The organism is Kitasatospora sp. NBC_00315, from assembly GCF_041435095.1.
In the GTDB taxonomy this organism is placed as follows: Bacteria; Actinomycetota; Actinomycetes; order Streptomycetales; family Streptomycetaceae; genus Kitasatospora.
This window is the reverse complement of record NZ_CP108025.1, coordinates 2,690,635-2,707,496: the sequence shown is the minus strand read 5'-3', so window position 1 is coordinate 2,707,496 and position 16,862 is coordinate 2,690,635. Positions and strand designations below refer to the sequence as shown.

14 protein-coding genes are annotated in these 16,862 nt (G+C 74.6%); 9 read left to right on the top strand and 5 right to left on the bottom strand.

Translation table 11 applies throughout. The features are described from left to right. The first annotated feature begins 222 nt into the window (after positions 1-222). A complete protein-coding gene (locus OG823_RS10795) occupies positions 223-1,416 on the top strand; it encodes an RtcB family protein (RefSeq protein WP_371479250.1) in 1,194 nt (397 codons plus the stop codon). Positions 1,417-1,449: 33 nt separating this feature from the next. Here OG823_RS10795 and OG823_RS10790 read toward each other — a convergent pair whose 3' ends face one another. Then, positions 1,450-2,220 (bottom strand): GNAT family N-acetyltransferase, encoded by a 771-nt coding sequence (locus tag OG823_RS10790; RefSeq protein ID WP_371479249.1) that lies wholly within the window; start codon positions 2,218-2,220, stop codon positions 1,450-1,452. Between the two features lie 180 nt (positions 2,221-2,400). Further along, positions 2,401-2,679, bottom strand: coding sequence for an HPr family phosphocarrier protein (locus OG823_RS10785; protein ID WP_371479248.1), 279 nt, complete (start codon positions 2,677-2,679; stop codon positions 2,401-2,403). Positions 2,680-3,080: 401 nt separating this feature from the next. Between OG823_RS10785 and OG823_RS10780 the strand changes: the two genes are divergently transcribed. The 5 genes from OG823_RS10780 to OG823_RS10760 all read left to right on the top strand — a co-directional run bounded on the left by OG823_RS10780 (position 3,081) and on the right by OG823_RS10760 (position 9,407). Next, positions 3,081-5,813 (top strand): GNAT family N-acetyltransferase, encoded by a 2,733-nt coding sequence (locus OG823_RS10780; protein ID WP_371484418.1) that lies wholly within the window; start codon positions 3,081-3,083, stop codon positions 5,811-5,813. Between the two features lie 95 nt (positions 5,814-5,908). Continuing rightward, positions 5,909-6,502, top strand: coding sequence for a DUF5998 family protein (locus OG823_RS10775; RefSeq protein ID WP_371479247.1), 594 nt, complete (start codon positions 5,909-5,911; stop codon positions 6,500-6,502). A gap of 65 nt (positions 6,503-6,567) precedes the next feature. Then, positions 6,568-7,755 carry an alkaline phosphatase family protein gene (locus OG823_RS10770; protein WP_371479245.1) on the top strand — a complete coding sequence of 396 codons (1,188 nt, stop codon included), beginning with the start codon at positions 6,568-6,570 and terminating at the stop codon, positions 7,753-7,755. Positions 7,756-7,791: 36 nt separating this feature from the next. Continuing rightward, positions 7,792-8,445 carry a thymidine kinase gene (locus OG823_RS10765; RefSeq protein ID WP_371479244.1) on the top strand — a complete coding sequence of 218 codons (654 nt, stop codon included), beginning with the start codon at positions 7,792-7,794 and terminating at the stop codon, positions 8,443-8,445. 110 nt (positions 8,446-8,555) lie between these two features. Next, positions 8,556-9,407: a sulfurtransferase gene (locus tag OG823_RS10760; protein ID WP_371479243.1), complete on the top strand. Its 852-nt coding sequence runs from the start codon at positions 8,556-8,558 to the stop codon at positions 9,405-9,407. Between the two features lie 137 nt (positions 9,408-9,544). Here OG823_RS10760 and sepH read toward each other — a convergent pair whose 3' ends face one another. Further along, positions 9,545-10,621: a septation protein SepH gene (sepH, locus tag OG823_RS10755; RefSeq protein ID WP_371479242.1), complete on the bottom strand. Its 1,077-nt coding sequence runs from the start codon at positions 10,619-10,621 to the stop codon at positions 9,545-9,547. A gap of 648 nt (positions 10,622-11,269) precedes the next feature. Here sepH and OG823_RS10750 point away from each other — a divergent pair. Next, entirely contained in the window at positions 11,270-11,974 is a 705-nt protein-coding gene (locus OG823_RS10750; protein WP_371479241.1) for a hypothetical protein, read from the top strand. 10 nt (positions 11,975-11,984) lie between these two features. Here the strand turns inward: OG823_RS10750 and OG823_RS10745 are convergent, their stop codons facing one another. Then, positions 11,985-13,301, bottom strand: coding sequence for a D-arabinono-1,4-lactone oxidase (locus tag OG823_RS10745; protein ID WP_371479240.1), 1,317 nt, complete (start codon positions 13,299-13,301; stop codon positions 11,985-11,987). Positions 13,302-13,404: 103 nt separating this feature from the next. Next, positions 13,405-14,661 carry an MFS transporter gene (locus tag OG823_RS10740; protein ID WP_371479239.1) on the bottom strand — a complete coding sequence of 419 codons (1,257 nt, stop codon included), beginning with the start codon at positions 14,659-14,661 and terminating at the stop codon, positions 13,405-13,407. Positions 14,662-14,806: 145 nt separating this feature from the next. Here OG823_RS10740 and OG823_RS10735 point away from each other — a divergent pair, with 145 nt between their 5' ends. Together OG823_RS10735 and OG823_RS10730 are read left to right on the top strand one after the other, a co-directional pair. After that, a complete protein-coding gene (locus OG823_RS10735) occupies positions 14,807-15,982 on the top strand; it encodes a ferrochelatase (RefSeq protein WP_371479238.1) in 1,176 nt (391 codons plus the stop codon). A 63-nt stretch (positions 15,983-16,045) separates the two neighbouring features. Beyond that, positions 16,046-16,861: an inositol monophosphatase family protein gene (locus OG823_RS10730; RefSeq protein WP_371479237.1), complete on the top strand. Its 816-nt coding sequence runs from the start codon at positions 16,046-16,048 to the stop codon at positions 16,859-16,861. Position 16,862: the final 1 nt, after the last annotated feature.

Here is a 16,862-nt window from a genome sequence, read left to right as displayed (position 1 = left end):
CCACCCGGCGCACCACCGGCGCCCAGCGCTCCCCGAGACCGCTCCGTCCCGCCTCGCGACGACGCCGCAGCGCCTGAGCGCCGCCGGCCCGATCGCAGCGCCCGAGCGCTGTCGCCCGATCGCGGCGCCGTACCCCCGGACCTTCCCGAGCCCCGCCGGAAGCTACGCGCGGCACCCCCGGAACCACCCGTGAAACCAGTCGACCCCGGAGGTCGTTGAACCATGTCGTACACCGAAATCCCCGGCGCCGGGATCCCGATCCGGATGTGGGCCGACCCGGCCACCGTCGAGAGCCAGGCCCTCCAGCAGTTGCGCAACATCAGCTCCCTGCCCTGGCTGCACGGCCTCGCCGTGATGCCCGACGTCCACCTGGGCAAGGGCGCGACCGTCGGATCCGTCATCGCCATGAAGGACGCGGTCTGCCCGGCGGCGGTCGGCGTCGACATCGGCTGCGGGATGAGCGCCGTGAGGACCTCGCTCACCGCGAAGGACCTGCCGGACGACCTCTCCCGGCTGCGCTCCAGGATCGAGCGGGCGATCCCGGTCGGTCGGGGGCTGCACGCCGATCCGGTCGACCCGCACACGCTGCAGGGCGCCCCGACGGCGGGATGGGACGACTTCTGGCAGCGGTTCGACGGGATCGCGCCGGAGGTGAAGTGGCGGCGCGAGCGGGCCGCGCAGCAGATGGGGACGCTCGGATCCGGAAACCACTTCACCGAGGTGTGCCTCGACACGAGCGGTTCCGTCTGGTTGATGCTGCACTCCGGATCCCGCAACATCGGTAAGGAACTGGCGGACCACCACATGGGCGTCGCCCGCTCGCTGCCGCACAACCAGGGCCTGGTGGACCGGGATCTGGCGGTGTTCGTCGCGGACACCCCGCAGATGGCCGCCTACCGGCAGGACCTGTTCTGGGCGCAGGAGTACGCCAGGCACAACCGGGCGATCATGATGGCCCTGCTCCAGGACGTGATGCGCCGGGAGTTCGCCAGGGCGAAGGTCGCCTTCGACGAGGTGATCAGCTGTCACCACAACTACGTCGCCGAGGAGCGCTACGACGGAGTCGACCTGCTCGTCACCCGCAAGGGTGCGATCAGGGCCGGTACGGGTGATCTCGGCATCATTCCCGGATCGATGGGCACGGGCTCGTACATCGTCCGTGGTCTCGGCAACGAGGCGGCCTTCAACTCGGCCTCCCACGGCGCCGGCCGGAAGATGAGCCGGGGCGCCGCCAAGAAGCGGTTCACCACCAAGGACCTGGAGGAGCAGACCAGGGGCGTCGAGTGCCGCAAGGACAGCGGCGTGGTGGACGAGATCCCGGGCGCCTACAAGTCGATCGAGAAGGTCATGGCGCAGCAGAAGGACCTGGTGGAGGTCGTCGCCCACCTCAAGCAGGTGGTCTGCGTGAAGGGCTGACCGCTCCCGGGCGGCGCGGCCGCCGGGTGGCGGTCAGCCCTCCACGGCGGCGGCCGACACGTCGCGCCAGTGCAGGCCGAGGCGGTGGTAGAGCCGGATCGCGGCCGGGTTGTCGCCGTCGACCATCAGGGCGGCCCGGCCGCTGCGGCGCAGCAGGGTGTCCAGGACCAGCCGGCAGGCGGCCTCGGCGTGGCCGCGGCCGCGCCCGTGCCGGGGGTGGGCGGCGACGCCGGCGAGGAAGCCGACCTCGGGGGCGCTCCAGGCGTCGGCGGCGACGGCGGTCAGGCGGCCGGCGCCGTCCCGCACGCCGGCCCAGCGATGGGCCGTCCGGGCGCCCGACCGGTGGACCGTCCGGGCGCCCGACCGGTCCTCGGGGCGGGCGTAGGAGCCGGGGTAGGCCTCGGCGATCAGGGCGGCGGCCTGCGGCAGCTCGTCGGGGCGCAGCCAGTGGGCGTCGGCGGGGGCGGCGAGTCGGGAGCCGCCGATCTCCATCCAGCCGAAGGTGTCCACCAGGGCCAGCCCGGGGACGGCCGCGAGCAGCGAGGCGATCAGGTCGGTGTCCCCGACCGGCCGGTAGGAGGGGCCGGCCTCGGCGAGCGCGTGGCGCACCAGGCGGGCGGCGGCGGGAGCCGGGCCGCGCACGGCCAGGCGGTCGCGGAGGGAGAGCCGGGGGCCGGCGACGGCGACCGCCCCGGCGTGGGTCCAGGCGCGGGCGCCGGTGGCGAAACCCTGCGCGGCCCAGAGCGGCAGGGCGTCGTCCTCGGCGGCGTCGCGCAGTTCGGCGATGGTCGTCAGTTCACGCACGGCCCGATTCTCGCAGTGCGCCGGCGAGCCCCACGGGGGGGCCCGGAGACGGCGCGGGCCCGGAGACGGCGTGGGCCCGGACGCGGCGTCGGGGCGGACCCGGGCGCCCCACGGGCGCGGGCCCGGACACGGCGCAGGGGCGCACCGGCGCCGGTGCACCCCTGGGTGGGAAGGGCCGGCTCAGGCGGCGGGCAGTTCGTCGAGTCCGTCGTGGACCAGCTTCGCGACGCGGTCGAGGGCCGGCGCGGCGTCGTCGGCCTCGGAGGCCAGGACGATCTCCTCGCCGCCCTCGGCGCCCAGGCCCAGCAGGCCGAGCATGGAGGCGGCGTTGACGGGCTTGCCGCCGGGCTTGGCGATGGTCATCGGCACGCCCGTGGCCGTGACGGCGCGGACGAAAATGGAGGCGGGACGGGCGTGCAGGCCCTCGGCCCAACCGATGGTGACGCGGCGCTCAGCCATGAGACGTGCCTTTCGGTGTTGCTGGCCATGTTTCGGGGACGGCCATGTTGTCTAGACCAGTGTTGCATGTGTGAAGGGCTGCCGTGCTGTCGCGCACATGGCGGGGGAACGGCCTGCGAGCTGCGCTCCCGCCCTGGCGGGGGCGCCGGTGGCCGTGCCTCCACACTGCCGTGGGCGCGTGCCCGGCGCCATGCGGCTCGCCGCCGGATAACCTGACGAATGTGGACGACTCCTCGGTACCGCAGGCCCGGCCGACCGACCCGCTCCGGCCGGCCGGCGAGCAGAAACCGGCCGGTGCGCCGGAGCCCGCCGACGGACCGGCCGACGCCGGACAGCGACGGCCGGCCGAGCCGCAGCGGCCGACCGAGGAGCCGGGCTATCCCCGGCACTGGGAGGCGGACGTGCTGCTGCGCGACGGCGGCACGGCCCGGATCCGGCCGATCACCACCGCCGACGCGCAGCGCCTGGTGGAGTTCTACGAGCAGGTCTCCGACCAGTCCAAGTACTTCCGGTTCTTCGCGCCCTACCCCCGGCTCTCCGACAAGGACGTACGGCGCTTCACGCATCACGACTACGTCAACCGGGTGGGCCTGGCCGTGGTCGTGCGCGACCGCTTCATCGCGACCGTCCGCTACGACCGGATCGACGCCACCGGGCGGCCCTCCGAGCAGGGCACCACCGCCGAGGTGGCGTTCCTGGTGCAGGACGCCCACCAGGGCCGGGGCGTGGCCTCCGCCCTGCTGGAGCACATCGGGGCCGTCGCCCAGGAGCGCGGCATCCGCCGGTTCATCGCCGAGGTGCTCCCCGAGAACCGCAAGATGGTCAAGGTCTTCACCGACGCCGGCTACACCCAGCGGCGCAGCTTCGCCGACGGCGTGGTGCACCTGGAGTTCGACCTGGAACCCACCGCCGCCTCGCTGGCGGTCATGCGGGCCCGCGAACACCGCGCCGAGGCCCGTTCGGTCCAGCGGCTGCTGACCCCGCGCTCGGTCGCGGTGGTCGGGGTCTCGCGCACCCCGGGGACGGTGGGCCGGGCGATCCTGCACGACCTGGCGGGCTTCGGCGGCCCGGTGTACGCGGTGAACCGCAACGCCGGGCCGGGCACCGAGCTGGACGGCGTGCCGGTGTACCCCTCGGTGCTGGAGATACCGGGGCCGGTGGACCTCGCGGTGATCGCCGTCCCGGCGGCCGCGGTGCCGGGCGCGGTCGCGGACTGCGGCGCGCACGGCGTGCAGGGCCTGGTGGTGGTCACCGCCGGCTACGCCGAGACCGGCCCGGAGGGCCGCGACCGCCAGCGGGCGCTGGTGCGCCAGGCCCGCGCGGCCGGGATGCGGGTGATCGGCCCGAACGCGTTCGGCCTGATCAACACCGACCCCGAGCGACCGCTGAACGCCTCGCTCGCGCCGGTGCTGCCCGCGCGCGGCGGGTTCGGGATCTTCTGCCAGTCCGGGGCGATCGGCGTCGCGCTGCTGGAGGCCGCCCACCGGCGCGGCCTCGGCGTCTCCTCCTTCGCCTCGGTGGGCAACCGCTCCGACGTCTCCGGCAACGATCTGCTCCAGTACTGGGAGGAGGACCCGGCCACCGAGGTGGTGCTGCTGTACCTGGAGTCCTTCGGCAACCCCCGCAAGTTCACCCGGATCGCCCGCCGGCTGGCCACCGTCAAGCCGGTGGTGGTGGTCAAGGGGGCCAGGCACACCGGCAGTCTGCCGCCCGGCCACGCCGTCCAGCCCGCCGTCAGCGGCCTGCGCGACGCCACCGCCGACGCGCTGTTCCAGCAGGCCGGCGTGCTGCGGGTGGACACCATCACCGACCTGTACGACACCGGTGAGCTGCTCGCCCGCCAGCCGCTGCCGCCCGGGGACCGGGTCGCGGTGGTCGGCAACTCCGACTCCATGGGCCTGCTGACGTACGACACCTGCCTCTCGGCGGGGCTGCGCCCGCGCACCCCGGTCGACCTGACCACCGCGGCCACCGGGGAGAACTTCCGGATCGCCCTGGAGACCGCGCTGTCCGACCCGGCGGTGGACGCGGTGATCGCGGTGGCGATCCCGCCGATCGGCACCTCCGCGCACGCCTTCGTGGGGGGCCGCCTGCACGAGAGCGACCCGGGCTCGGACGACCCGGAGATCGCCGACGCGCTGCTGGAGGCGGCGCTCAGGGCAAGGGAGTTGGGCAAGCCGTTGGTGCTCGCCCACCTGGCGCTGACCGACCTGCCGGGCCGGCTGCGGCCGGGCGGGGTGCCCGCCTACCCGACGCCGGAGCGGGCCGTGCACGCACTGGCGCACGCCGTCCGGTACGCCGACTGGCGCCGCCGGACCGCCGCGGCCGAGGAGACCGCGCGCGTCCCCGAGCTGGACGGCGTGGACGAGGGGGCCGCCCGCCGACTGGTGGACGCGGCGCTCGGCACCCGGGCGGCCGTCGCGGCCCGGCTCCAGCCGGGCGGCGCCCGGATCACCCTGCCCGAGGCGGACGGCAACGCGTTGCTCGCCACCTACGGCATCGACGTCCACCCGACGCTGCCCGCACCGGACGAGACGAGCGCGGTCCGGGCCGCGGCCACCCTCGGCTACCCCGTCGCGCTCAAGGCCACCGCCCCGCACCTGCGCCATCGTCCGGATCTGGGCAGCGTCCGGCTCGACCTGACCGGGGAGCCCGGCCTGCGCCGGGCCCACCGGGAGCTGGACGCGCTGCTCGGGGGCGCCGGTCCGGCGCAGCTGGTCGTCCAGGGCCTGGCCCCGCGCGGGGTGGACACCGTGATCGGCGCGACCGTCGACCCCGCGGTGGGCACGATCCTCTCCTTCGGTCTGGCCGGCGCCCCGGCGGAACTGCTCGGCGACGTCGCGCACCGGCTGGTGCCCGCCACCGACCAGGATGTGGCGAGTCTCATCCGGGAGGTCAGGGCGGCGCCGCTGCTGTTCGGCTGGCGGGGCTCGGACCCGGTGGACACCGCCGCGCTGGAGGAGGTGCTGCTGCGGGTGTCGCGGCTGGTCGACGACCTGCCGGAGGTGGCCTCGGTGGACCTCGAACCCGTGGTCGTGGCGCCGCACGGGCTGGCGATCCTGGGGGCGCGCGTGCGGATCGCCCCGCTGCCGGTACGCAGCGATCTGGGCCCGCGCGCCATGAGCACCCTGTAACCTTCCTTGGTTGCGCCCCGTCCCGGGGTGCCGCGCGCCGGCCGCCCCGGCGCCGTGCCGCCCGCTTCGTCGGCGGACCATGCCAGGATGGAGCTATGGCCAAGACCGGTACCACCAACACTCAGGACCTGCGCACGGCGATCGAGCGCAGTGGCTACTACCCGGCCCTGGTGTCCGAGGCGGTCGAGTCCGCGGTGGGTTCCGAGCCGATCAGCTCCTACCTGGTCCACCAGGAGACCACCTTCGACGCCAACGAGGTACGCCGGCACGTCACCGTGCTGGTGCTCACCCCGACCCGGTTCGTGGTCAGCCACACGGACGAGCAGTCCGGCGACGCCGACAGCCCGGTGCCGTACGCGACCACCTCGACCGAGAGCGTCCGCCTGGACCGGATCGGCTCGGTGGTGCTCAGCAGGATGGTCTCCAACCCCGAGACGTACACCCCCGGCACCCTGCCGCGCGAGGTGGTCCTGACCATCGGCTGGGGCGCCGTCCAGCGGCTCGACCTGGAGCCGGCCGGCTGCTCGGACCCGAACTGCGACGCCGACCACGGCTACACCGGCTCCGCGACGGCCGACGACCTCTCCCTGCGGGTCAGCGAGGCCGGCGACGGCCCGGAGACGGTCGCGCAGGCGCTGGTCTTCGCCCGGGCACTGTCCGAGGCGACGATCAGCAGCGGCCGGGCCTGACCACGGACGCCTGACCACGGACGCCTGACCACGGACCCGAAGCCCCCAGGAACCAGAACTCCACGATGACACTCGCACCCGCCGACGGCTACGACTCCTTCGAGATCCTGGACCCGGCCGACGCCCCCGCGCCGCTGTACGGCAGCGGCTCGCTCTGCGACCTGCTGCCCTCGGTGGCGGCCGGGCTCGGCGTGCCCGGCTTCGGATCCGCCCTGCCGATCGCGCCCGCCGACCGGGTCTGCGTGTTCCTGGTCGACGGTCTGGGCTGGGAGCTGCTGCTGCGCCACCCCGAGTACGCGCCGTTCCTCAGCTCGCTGACCGGCAGCTCGATGGGCGGCGCCGGGCGCCCGCTCACCGCCGGCTTCCCGGCGACCACCGCGACCTCGCTCGCCTCGGTCGGCACCGGCCTGCCGCCGGGCCGGCACGGGCTGGCCGGGTACACCGTCGCCGTCCCCGGCACCGGCTACCTGATGAACCAGCTGCGCTGGCAGCCGCCGACCGAGCCGCGGGTCTGGCAGCCCTACCCGACGGTCTTCGAGCAGGTCCAGGCGGCCGGCGTGGCGACCTGCCAGGTCTCCTCGCCGCTGTTCGTGAACACCCCGCTGACCAAGGTGGCGCTCTCCGGCGGCACCTTCCTCGGCCGCACCACCGGCGAGGAGCGGATGGATCTCGCGGCGCGGTGGCTGGCCGAGAACGACCGGGCGCTGGTCTACACGTACGTCAGTGAACTGGACGGCGCCGGGCACCGGTTCGGCGTCGACTCGGACGACTGGCGGATGACGCTGAACACCGTCGACCGGCTGGCGCGGCGGCTGGCCGAGCAACTGCCGCCGCGCTCCGCGCTGTACGTGACGGCCGACCACGGCATGATCGACATCGCGCCGGAGGACCGGATCGACTTCGACGACGACTGGGAGCTCAGCGCCGGCGTCGCCCTGCTCGGCGGGGAGGGCCGGGCCCGGCACGTGTACGCGGTGCCCGGCGCGGCCTCCGATGTGTACACCGTCTGGAGCGAGGTGCTCGGCGACCGGATGTGGGTGGCGACCAGGGAGCAGGCGATCGCGGCGGGCTGGTTCGGCCCGGTGGTCGACGACCGGGTCTACCAGCGGATCGGCGACGTGGTCGCGGCGGCCCGGGACGACATCGCGGTCACCGCCTCCCGCAGCGAGCCCGGCGAGTCCACGATGATCGGCCTGCACGGGTCGATGACCCCGGCCGAGCAACACGTACCGCTGCTCGAAGTCCGCGGCTGAGCCGCCCACCCCAACCGAAGGGCCTCTGCACCACCCATGGCTGAACTGGTGTTCTTCTCCGGGACGATGGACTGCGGCAAGTCGACGCTCGCACTCCAGCTGGACCACAACCACGCCGCCCGCGGCCGGCAGGGGATCATCTTCTCCCGCCACGACCGGGCCGGGGCCTCCACCATCTCCAGCCGGCTCGGCCTGCGCGCTGACGCGGTGGAGGTGACGGACGCGTTCGACTTCCACGCCCACGTGGTGCAGCTGCTCTCCGCCGGCGGCCGGGTCGACTACCTGATCTGCGACGAGGCCAACTTCTACGCGGCCGGGCAGGTCGACCAGTTGGCCCGGGTGGTGGACGAACTGGGCATCGACGTCTTCACCTTCGGCATCACCACGGACTTCCGCACCCGGCTGTTCCCCGGCTCGCAGCGACTGATCGAACTCGCCGACCGGGTGGAGGTCCTCCAGGTCGAGGCGCTCTGCTGGTGCGGCGCCCGGGCCACCCACAACGCCCGTACCGTCGGCGGCGTGATGGTGGTCGAGGGCGCGCAGGTCGTGGTCGGCGACATCAGCGTCAGCGAGGACGAGATCGGCTACGAGGTGCTCTGCCGGCGCCACCACCGCCGTCGGCTGACCGCCGCGGCCGCCCGCGTCTCGGTGCTCTCGCCCGACGTCCTGCCGTTCGAGCAGCAGGCCTGAGCGGAGCGTCGGTCGCCGGCGGCGTGCCCGCGGCCCGTGCGGGGGCCCGCATGTGGCAATGGTGTTAACAGGAGGCCCGCCGTCCGGGTCGCTGCGCAAGAATGGCCGCCATGGACGACTTCGCGCAGGACTCCCCGCTGATCTCCGTGGCCGAGCTGGAGACGGCCCTCGCCTCCACCCGGCCGCCGGTGCTGCTCGACATCCGCTTCCAGCTGGGCAGCACCTCCCGGGTGGGGGACTACGAGGCGGGCCACCTGCCCGGTGCGTACTTCGTCGACCTCGACAGCGAGCTGGCGGCCCCGCCCGGCGCCGGCGGCCGGCACCCGCTGCCCGATCCGGAGGTCCTCGGCGCGGCACTGCGCCGCGCGGGTGTCGACGCCCGGCGCCCGGTGGTCGTGTACGACGCGGGCCCGGCGATGTCCGCCGCCCGGGCCTGGTGGCTGCTGCGCTGGGCCGGGCACCCGGACGTGCGGGTGCTGGACGGCGGGCTGGCCGCCTGGCAGGAGGCGGGACTGCCGCTCGGCACCGGGCTGCCGCCGGCGGCGGAGGGTGACTTCAAGCCGGTGCCCGGGCACCTGCCCACCCTCGACGCGGACGGCGCCGCCGCGTTCGCCCGGACCGGTCTGCTGCTGGACGCCCGGGCGGGCGAGCGCTACCGCGGAGAGCTGGAGCCGCTCGACCCGCGGGCCGGGCACATCCCGGGCGCGGTGTCGGCTCCGACCACCGAGAACCTGGGTTCGGACGGGCGCTTCCTGCCGGCCGCCGCGCTGGCCGCCCGTTTCGCCGCGCTCGGCGCGGGGGAGCGGGAGGTGGCGGTCTACTGCGGATCGGGTGTCACCGCGGCCCACCAGATCCTGGCGCTGGAGGCGGCCGGCCTCCCGGCGGTGCTGTACCCGGGCTCGTGGAGCGACTGGTGCGGCGATCCGGCCCGCCCCGCCGCCACCGGCGCCCACCCGGGCTGACCGGGCGTCACACCCCGACACGCAGAGGGCGGCCGCCTCCCGAGGGAGGCGGCCGCCGTCGCACAGCGCTCTCGCAGCGCGGGCCCGGCGCCGAGGCCCGGTACCGGTCCTCGTGGCCGCGGCCCACTGCCGCCCTGCTACTCCTGCTTCTTGCGCCGGCTGCCGAAGACGATCTCGTCCCAGCTGGGCACCGTGGCCCGCCGCCCGGGCCGCACGCCGTCCGCCTCGGCCTGCCGGTCGGTGGTGCCGACCAGCCGTTCCCGGTGCGGGGCGACCGCGCGCGGCATCAGGATGTCCGCGTACGCCGAACCGGCGCCGATGCCGGCCGCGGGGGCAACCGAAGGCTCCTCGACCTCCTCGACGACCTCGGCCACCGCGGGTTCCGCCGGGGCGGGGCCGACCGCGAGGTTCTCCCGGAACGCGGGCACCACGTCCAGCAGGCTGGTCAGCGAGTCCCGCGCCTCGGCCGTGGCCTCCCGGGACTCCCGGACCTCGCGCGACGACATGATCCGGTCGGCCGAGGGCCGGTCGATCATCGGGCGCAGCGGGCGGTCGTGGGGGAGCCGGGCGATCCGCGGGATGAACGGGAAGACCTGTTCCTCCTCGCGCTCGACGTTCTCGCCGATCAGCGCGCGGGCCTCGTCGTCGTTCGGCTGGACCAGGCGGCGGGGCGGGTCGTACGTCCAGCTGGCGGAGCGGCCCTCGCCGTCCGCGCGGTACCCGAGGACGACCTCCCAGGTGCCGTCGTCGCGGCGCCAGGAGTCCCACCGCTCGGTGTCCTTCTCGGCGCCGCGCAGGGTCAGGCGCTCGGCGACGGCGTCGCCGAGCTGGGGCCCGGTGGACTCGCCGTGCCGGCGGATCGCGGTCTTGCGGGCGCGCTCGGCCATGAAGGCGCGCTCGGCGAGCACGGGGCCCTCGAAGCGGCGGACCCGGTCGACCGAGATGCCGGCGGCCTGGGCGACCTCCTCGGCGGAGGCGCCTGCTCGTATCCGCGCCTGGATGTCACGGGGGCGGAGGTGGCTCTCGACCTCGATCTCGATCTGACCGAGGCGCGGCCGGTCCCCGCGGACGGCGGCGCGTAGCCGCTCGTCGATGGGGAGGGTGTACTCCGTGCTGTCGGCAGCCTTGAGCACCAGCCGTGTGCCGTCGTTGCTGACGGCCACGACGCGCAGTTCGGGCACGGTTACCTCCCGGGTGGTGCCTGCCGACGTCACCTGCGTCGCTGCTCCCGTACTGAGTGTGGCCTGCCCACTGGCGACTGGCCACAACCTTGCTGAGTTCTCCGGCGTGTCGGGCTTCTGCCCGGCTGCGCCGCTGTGGCACGGTTGCCTTTTTGCCACGTCGCGGTCGACGTCGCGCCTGAGTGTCCCGGCACTGGCGGTGTGAGCCGCCAACGGTCACCACAGTTCGCACGTGGAGCGATGCGACGATCCGGGACGGGCGTCGCCGTGCGTTCCCGCGCCGTGGTCGCTGGCGGATCTGCCGGTTGATGGGCAGTCGACAAGTCGACCAAAGGCTCAGGCTCCACGAACAGTACTCCATTCGTGGCATCCGGAGGGGCGGCTCGCCGCTCAAGTCTCCCGCGATTCACGGGAATCTCAAGAGTGGGCCCTTCAACGGCGGACCGTTGACGACCGGACGGTGATCATCTTCACATATATCGACCGCCGAGAACCGGATATTCGCCCCTTGTGTCCTTCTTTGTGCAAGATGGAATGACTTGTTCGAAGAACAGTCGAACTGACCGAGGGATATTGATGCCGGACCAGAAGGCCGCCGCGAAACCCCCGGCGGGGCCCGCGGCGAAGGCGGACGACGGTGCGAAGGGCGGCCGGAGGATCGATCTGAGTGTGACTCAGGTCGTGGCCAGTGCACTGGCGACCGTGGTCGGCGCCGTCCTCGCCTCCCAACTGGGGGTCGCCGGGACGATCACCGGCGCGGCGGTGGTGAGCATCGCCGCCACCACGAGCGGCGCCGTCCTCCAACACGTCTTCCGGCGTACCGGGCAGCAGCTGCGCGAGGCGACCGACCGGGGCCCCGGTGACATGGTGAACACCCTGCGTCCGGCACCGGCCCGCGGCGAGGGGGCCGGGCCCGCCGACGGCGACTGGCACCGCTCCCCGGTGCTGAAAGCCGGCCGGCGGCGGACCTGGAGGTCCTTCACGGCGGTCTCGGCGCTGGTCTTCGTCCTGGCGATGGTCCCGATCGTGGCCTTCGAACTGGCCACCGGGCAGCCCGTCTCGGCGACCGTCCGGGGCGGGACGGGAGAGGGAACCTCCTTCGGCGGCACGGTCGGCCACCGGCCGTCCGCCCCGCCCGCGACCGGATCGCCCTCGCCCTCGGCGCCCGCGCCCGGTGAGCACACACCCGGCGCCTCGCCCTCGGCGCCGTCCGCCGCACCGAGCCGGACCACCGGCCCGACCTCCGCGCCGACGACGGCCGCGCCGTCGGGGAGCGGCCATGCCTCGCCCGCGCCGCAGACCGGCGGATCGGCCGACCCGGCGCCGGGCGCCACCCCCGCCGACCCGTCCGGGACCGCTTCGCCGGCCGCAACCGCGACGCCCTGACGGAGCGGGCCTACGCCCCGAGCACCCGGCGCAGGTAGTCGTTGCCGAACACCCGCTGCGGGTCGACCTCGTCGCGCAGCGCGGTGAAGTCGCCGAAGCGCGGGTACACGTCCGCGAGGTACCCGGCGTCCCGGGTGTGCAGCTTGCCCCAGTGCGGACGGCCCCGGTGGGCGGTCATCAGCTTCTCGACCTCGGTGAAGTAGCCCTGGTCGGTGGTGCCCCGGTAGAGGTGGACGGCGATGTAGACGCTGTCGCGGCCGCTCGCGGTGGACAGCCAGAGGTCGTCGGCGGGCGCGAACCGCACCTCGACCGGGAAGCTGACCCGCCAGCGCGAGCGCTCGACCAGCGCCTTCAGCTCGCGCAGCACGGTCGCCGCCGCCTCGCGCGGCACGGCGTACTCCATCTCCGTGAAGCGCACCGTGCGCGGGCTGGTGAACACCCGGTACGCGGTGTCGGTGTACGTCCGCTCGGACCACGCGCGGCTGGCCACGGCCGCGATCGACGGGATCGAGGCGGGGAAGCGCCGGCCCACCCGGCAGGCACCCTCCCAGACCGTGTTGGAGAGGAAGTCGTCGTCCAGCCACGCCTTGAACCGTGGCAGCGGCGCGGCCGGCCCCTGGCTGCGGTTGTTGCGCTTGGTGGAGCAGCGGTCGGTGTGCGGGAACCAGTAGAACTCGAAGTGCTCGTTGACGGCGGCCAGGTCGTCCAGCCGGTCGACCACCTCGTCGAAGCGCATCGGCCGCTCGTGCGCGGTGAGCAGGAAGGCCGGCTCCACGCCGAAGGTGATCGCGGTGACCACGCCGAGCGCGCCGAGCCCCAGCCGGGCGCCCTGGAACAGCCCGGGGTTCTCGGTCGGCGAGCACTGCCGCACACTGCCGTCGGCCAGGACGATCTCCAGCGCCCGTATCTGCGCGGCGAGCGACCCGGAGTCGCGGCCGGTGCCGTGGGTGCCGGTGCTGGTGGCGCCGGCCACGGTCTGCACCTCGATGTCGCCCATGTTGGTCAGCGACAGACCGGCCGCCTCCAGCAGGCGGTTCAGCCGGGAGAGCGGCAGGCCGGACTCCACGGTGACGGTGCCGGCCTCGCGGTCCAGCTCCCGGACGGCGGTGAGCCCCTCCGGGCGGACCAGCACGCCGTCGCCGGCCGAGGCGATCGCGGTGAAGGAGTGCCCGGAGCCGACCGCCTTGACCGTGCGGCCGGCCTCGGCCGCCCGCCGGATCAGCTCGCCCAGTTCGGCCGCGGACGAAGGGGTCGCCACCTCGGCCGGGTGGGCGCTCTGGTTGCCGGCCCAGTTGGTCCAGCGACCGGCGGTGATGGCCTGGGGCATTGCTGCGCCTCCTGCTCCGGGGCCGAACGGTGTCGGCACTGTCCGGGGTGGCGCACGGGGCCGCAGCCCCGGCCGCTACCCGTGGGTAGGGAGCGTAGCCAGTTCAACGCCCCAGGTCTACGGTCTGCGGGGCATCGTCGCCGGCCTCCACGGCGGGCAGCCCCGAGCGCAGTCGGCCGAGGCCGGCCAGCGCCGTCAGAGCGCCGAACGCGGCCGCGCCGACCGGCACCCAGTACCCGGTCGGGGCGCCCGCGGCGTCCACCACCCAGCCGGCCGCCGAGGAGCCCACGGCCACGCCGAGGGCCAGTCCGGTGGTGGTCCAGGTCATTCCCTCGGTCAGCTGCGCCGCCGGGACGAGCCGCTCGACCAGGGCCATCGCGGTGATCAGGGTCGGCGAGATCGAGATGCCGGTGACGAACAGCGCGCCGCCTATCGCCACCAGCCCGGCCGTCCCGGTGACGGCCTGGCCGACCACCACCAGCGGCACCATGCTGACCGCCATCAGCGCGATCCCGACCGTGAACCGCACGGCCATCGAGCCCTTCAGCCTGAGCGTCCCGAACACCACCCCGGCCAGACAGGAGCCCAGCGCGTAGACCGCCAGCACCACGCTGGACGCGGCGGTGTGCCCCTGCTCCTGCGCGAAGGCCACCGTCACCACCTCCACCGACCCGAAGACCGCACCGGTCGCCACGAAGGTCAGCACCAGCACCTGGAGCCCGGCGGTGCGGATCGCCGAGCCGCCCGAGCGGTGGGCGGCCGGGTGGACGGGCGGCTCGGTGCCGCGCTGCGCGGTGAACAGCACCACCCCCACCGTGAGGAACACCGCGGCCAGCAGCACCCCCGCCTCCGGGAAGACCGCGGTGGCCAGGCCGATCGAGAGGATCGGGCCGACGATGAAGCAGATCTCGTCCACCACCGCCTCGAACGAGTACGCGGTGTGCAGCCTGGGCCCGTCGTCGCGGTACAGATGGGCCCAGCGGGCCCGCACCATCGCGCCGGTGCTGGGCATGCCGCCCATGGCGGCGGCGAAGACGAAGAGCGTCCAGTCGGGTGCGCCGAGCCGGGCACAGAGCAGCAGCGCGGTGACCGCGGCGATGGTGATCGCGGTCGCCGGCAGGGCCACCCGGCGCTGTCCGTAGCGGTCCACCAGCCGGGACACCTGCGGTCCGGCCGCCGCGGCCGACAGTGCCAGCACCGCCGACACCGCGCCCGCCACTGCGTAGGAGCCGCGCAGCTGCGACAGCATGGTGACGATGCCGATGCCGGTCATCGAGATCGGCAGCCGGGCGACGAACCCGGCGGAGGAGAAGGCCGGACTGCCGGGGGCGGCGAAGATCCGGCGGTAGCTGGACAGCACTGGGGCTCCGCGTGGGGAAGGAACACTCGGTAAGGAACATCGCTGGAGTAGACAGCTTACGTAACTTGGCAAACGAGATAAACCGGACAGATCGTGGCCGTCCCCCGCCCGCAAGCGGCGGCCCGGCAGTGGCAGGATCAGTGCCATGTCCGACGCGCGCACACCCTCAGTCACCGGCGCCGAGGCCGGCCGGGCTCCGGCCCACGACCCGGCCGCCCCCTACGACGCCCTGCTGCTGCTCTCCTTCGGCGGGCCCGAGGCCCCCGAGGAGGTGGTGCCCTTCCTGGAGAACGTCACCCGCGGCCGCGGGATCCCGACGGAGCGGCTCAAGGAGGTCGGCAAGCACTACTTCCTGTTCGGCGGCGTCAGCCCGATCAACGAGCAGAACCGCGAGCTGCTCGCGGCCCTGCGCAAGGACTTCGCCGGCCACGGCCTCGATCTGCCGGTCTACTGGGGCAACCGCAACTGGGCCCCCTACCTGGTCGACGCGCTGCGCGAGATCGCGGCGGACGGGCACCGCCGGGTCGCCGTGCTGGCCACCAGCGCGTACGCCGGCTACTCCGGCTGCCGCCAGTACCGCGAGAACCTCGCCGACGCGCTCGGGCAGCTCGCCACGGAGGGCCTGCCCGCGCTGCGGATCGACAAGCTGCGGCACTTCTACAACCACCCCGGCTTCGTCCGCCCGATGGCCGAGTCCACCCTGGCCGCACTCGCCGAACTCCCGGCCGCCGTCCGGGACGGCGCCCGGCTGGCCTTCACCACGCACTCCATCCCCGACACGATGGCCGAGACCTCCGGCGCCCCCGACGACCCGGCCCGGGGCGCCCCCGGAGGCGCGTACGTCGCCCAGCACCTGGAGGTCGCGCGGCTGGTCGCCGAAGCCGTCGCCGAGGCCACCGGGGTCGCGGACCGCCCCTGGGAGCTGGTCTTCCAGAGCCGCAGCGGCGCCCCGCACGTCCCCTGGCTGGAGCCCGACATCTGCGACCACCTGGCGGCCGTCCACGAGGCCGGCGCCCCGGCCGTGGTGATGGTGCCGATCGGCTTCGTCTCCGACCACATGGAGGTCAAGTACGACCTCGACACCGAGGCGGCGGCCAGGGCCGCCGAGCTCGGCCTGCCGGTCACCCGGGCCGCGACCGTGGGCGCCGACCCCCGGTTCACGGCGGCCGTGCGCGAACTCCTGCTGGAGCGCGCCGCGACCGAGCGCGGCGAGCGGCCCGAGCGCTGCGCCCTCGGCCGGCTCGGCCCCGGCCACGACGTCTGCCCCGTGGCCTGCTGCCCCAACCCGCGCGCCGCGCGTCCGGCCGCCGCCGAGGCCTGAGCGGGCCCGCCCGACCGTCCCGTTTCACCGCCGAGTCACCGCCGAACCATCGAGAGGACACCCGTGCCCAGCCGCGAGCCCAGCCCCGAACTGCTCGACGAACTGCTCGCCCTCGCCCTGGACGCCGCCCACCGGGCCGGCGCCCTGCTGCGCGACGGGCGCCCCGCCGACCTCGGTGTCGCGGGCACCAAGAGCAGCCCCGTCGACGTGGTCACCGAGATGGACCTGGCCTCCGAGAAGCTCGTCCTGGAGCTGATCACCGGCCGTCGTCCCGAGGACGGCTACCTCGGCGAGGAGGGCGCGGACCGCTCCGGCACCAGCGGTGTGCGCTGGGTCGTCGACCCACTGGACGGCACGGTCAACTACCTGTACGGGCTGCCCTCCTGGGGTGTCAGCGTGGCCGCCGAACTGGACGGGCGGGCGGTGGTCGGCGTGGTCGCCGTACCCGCCCGGGGCGAGGTGTTCCACGCCGTGCTCGGCGGTGGCGCCCACCTCGACGGCCGCCCGATCGGCACCCGGCCCGCGCCGCCCTGGGGCCAGGCGCTCATCGGCACCGGCTTCAACTACGTGCAGTCGGTGCGCGCGCGACAGGCCGAGGTCCTGCTCGCCCTGCTGCCCGAGGTCCGCGACATCCGCCGGGGCGGCGCGGCCGCCGTCGATCTCTGCGACGTCGCCGCGGGGCGCCTGGACGGCTTCTTCGAGCGCGGGCTGCAGCCCTGGGACCGGGCCGCCGGGCTCCTGATCGCCGCGGAGGCCGGCGCGCTCTGCGGCGGCCGCCCCGGCGGGCCCGCCGACGGCGCGCTCACCGTCACCGCGCCCCCCGGGGTGTTCGAGCCGCTCCAGGCCCGCCTTGAGGAACTCGGCGCCTGGCGGGACTGAG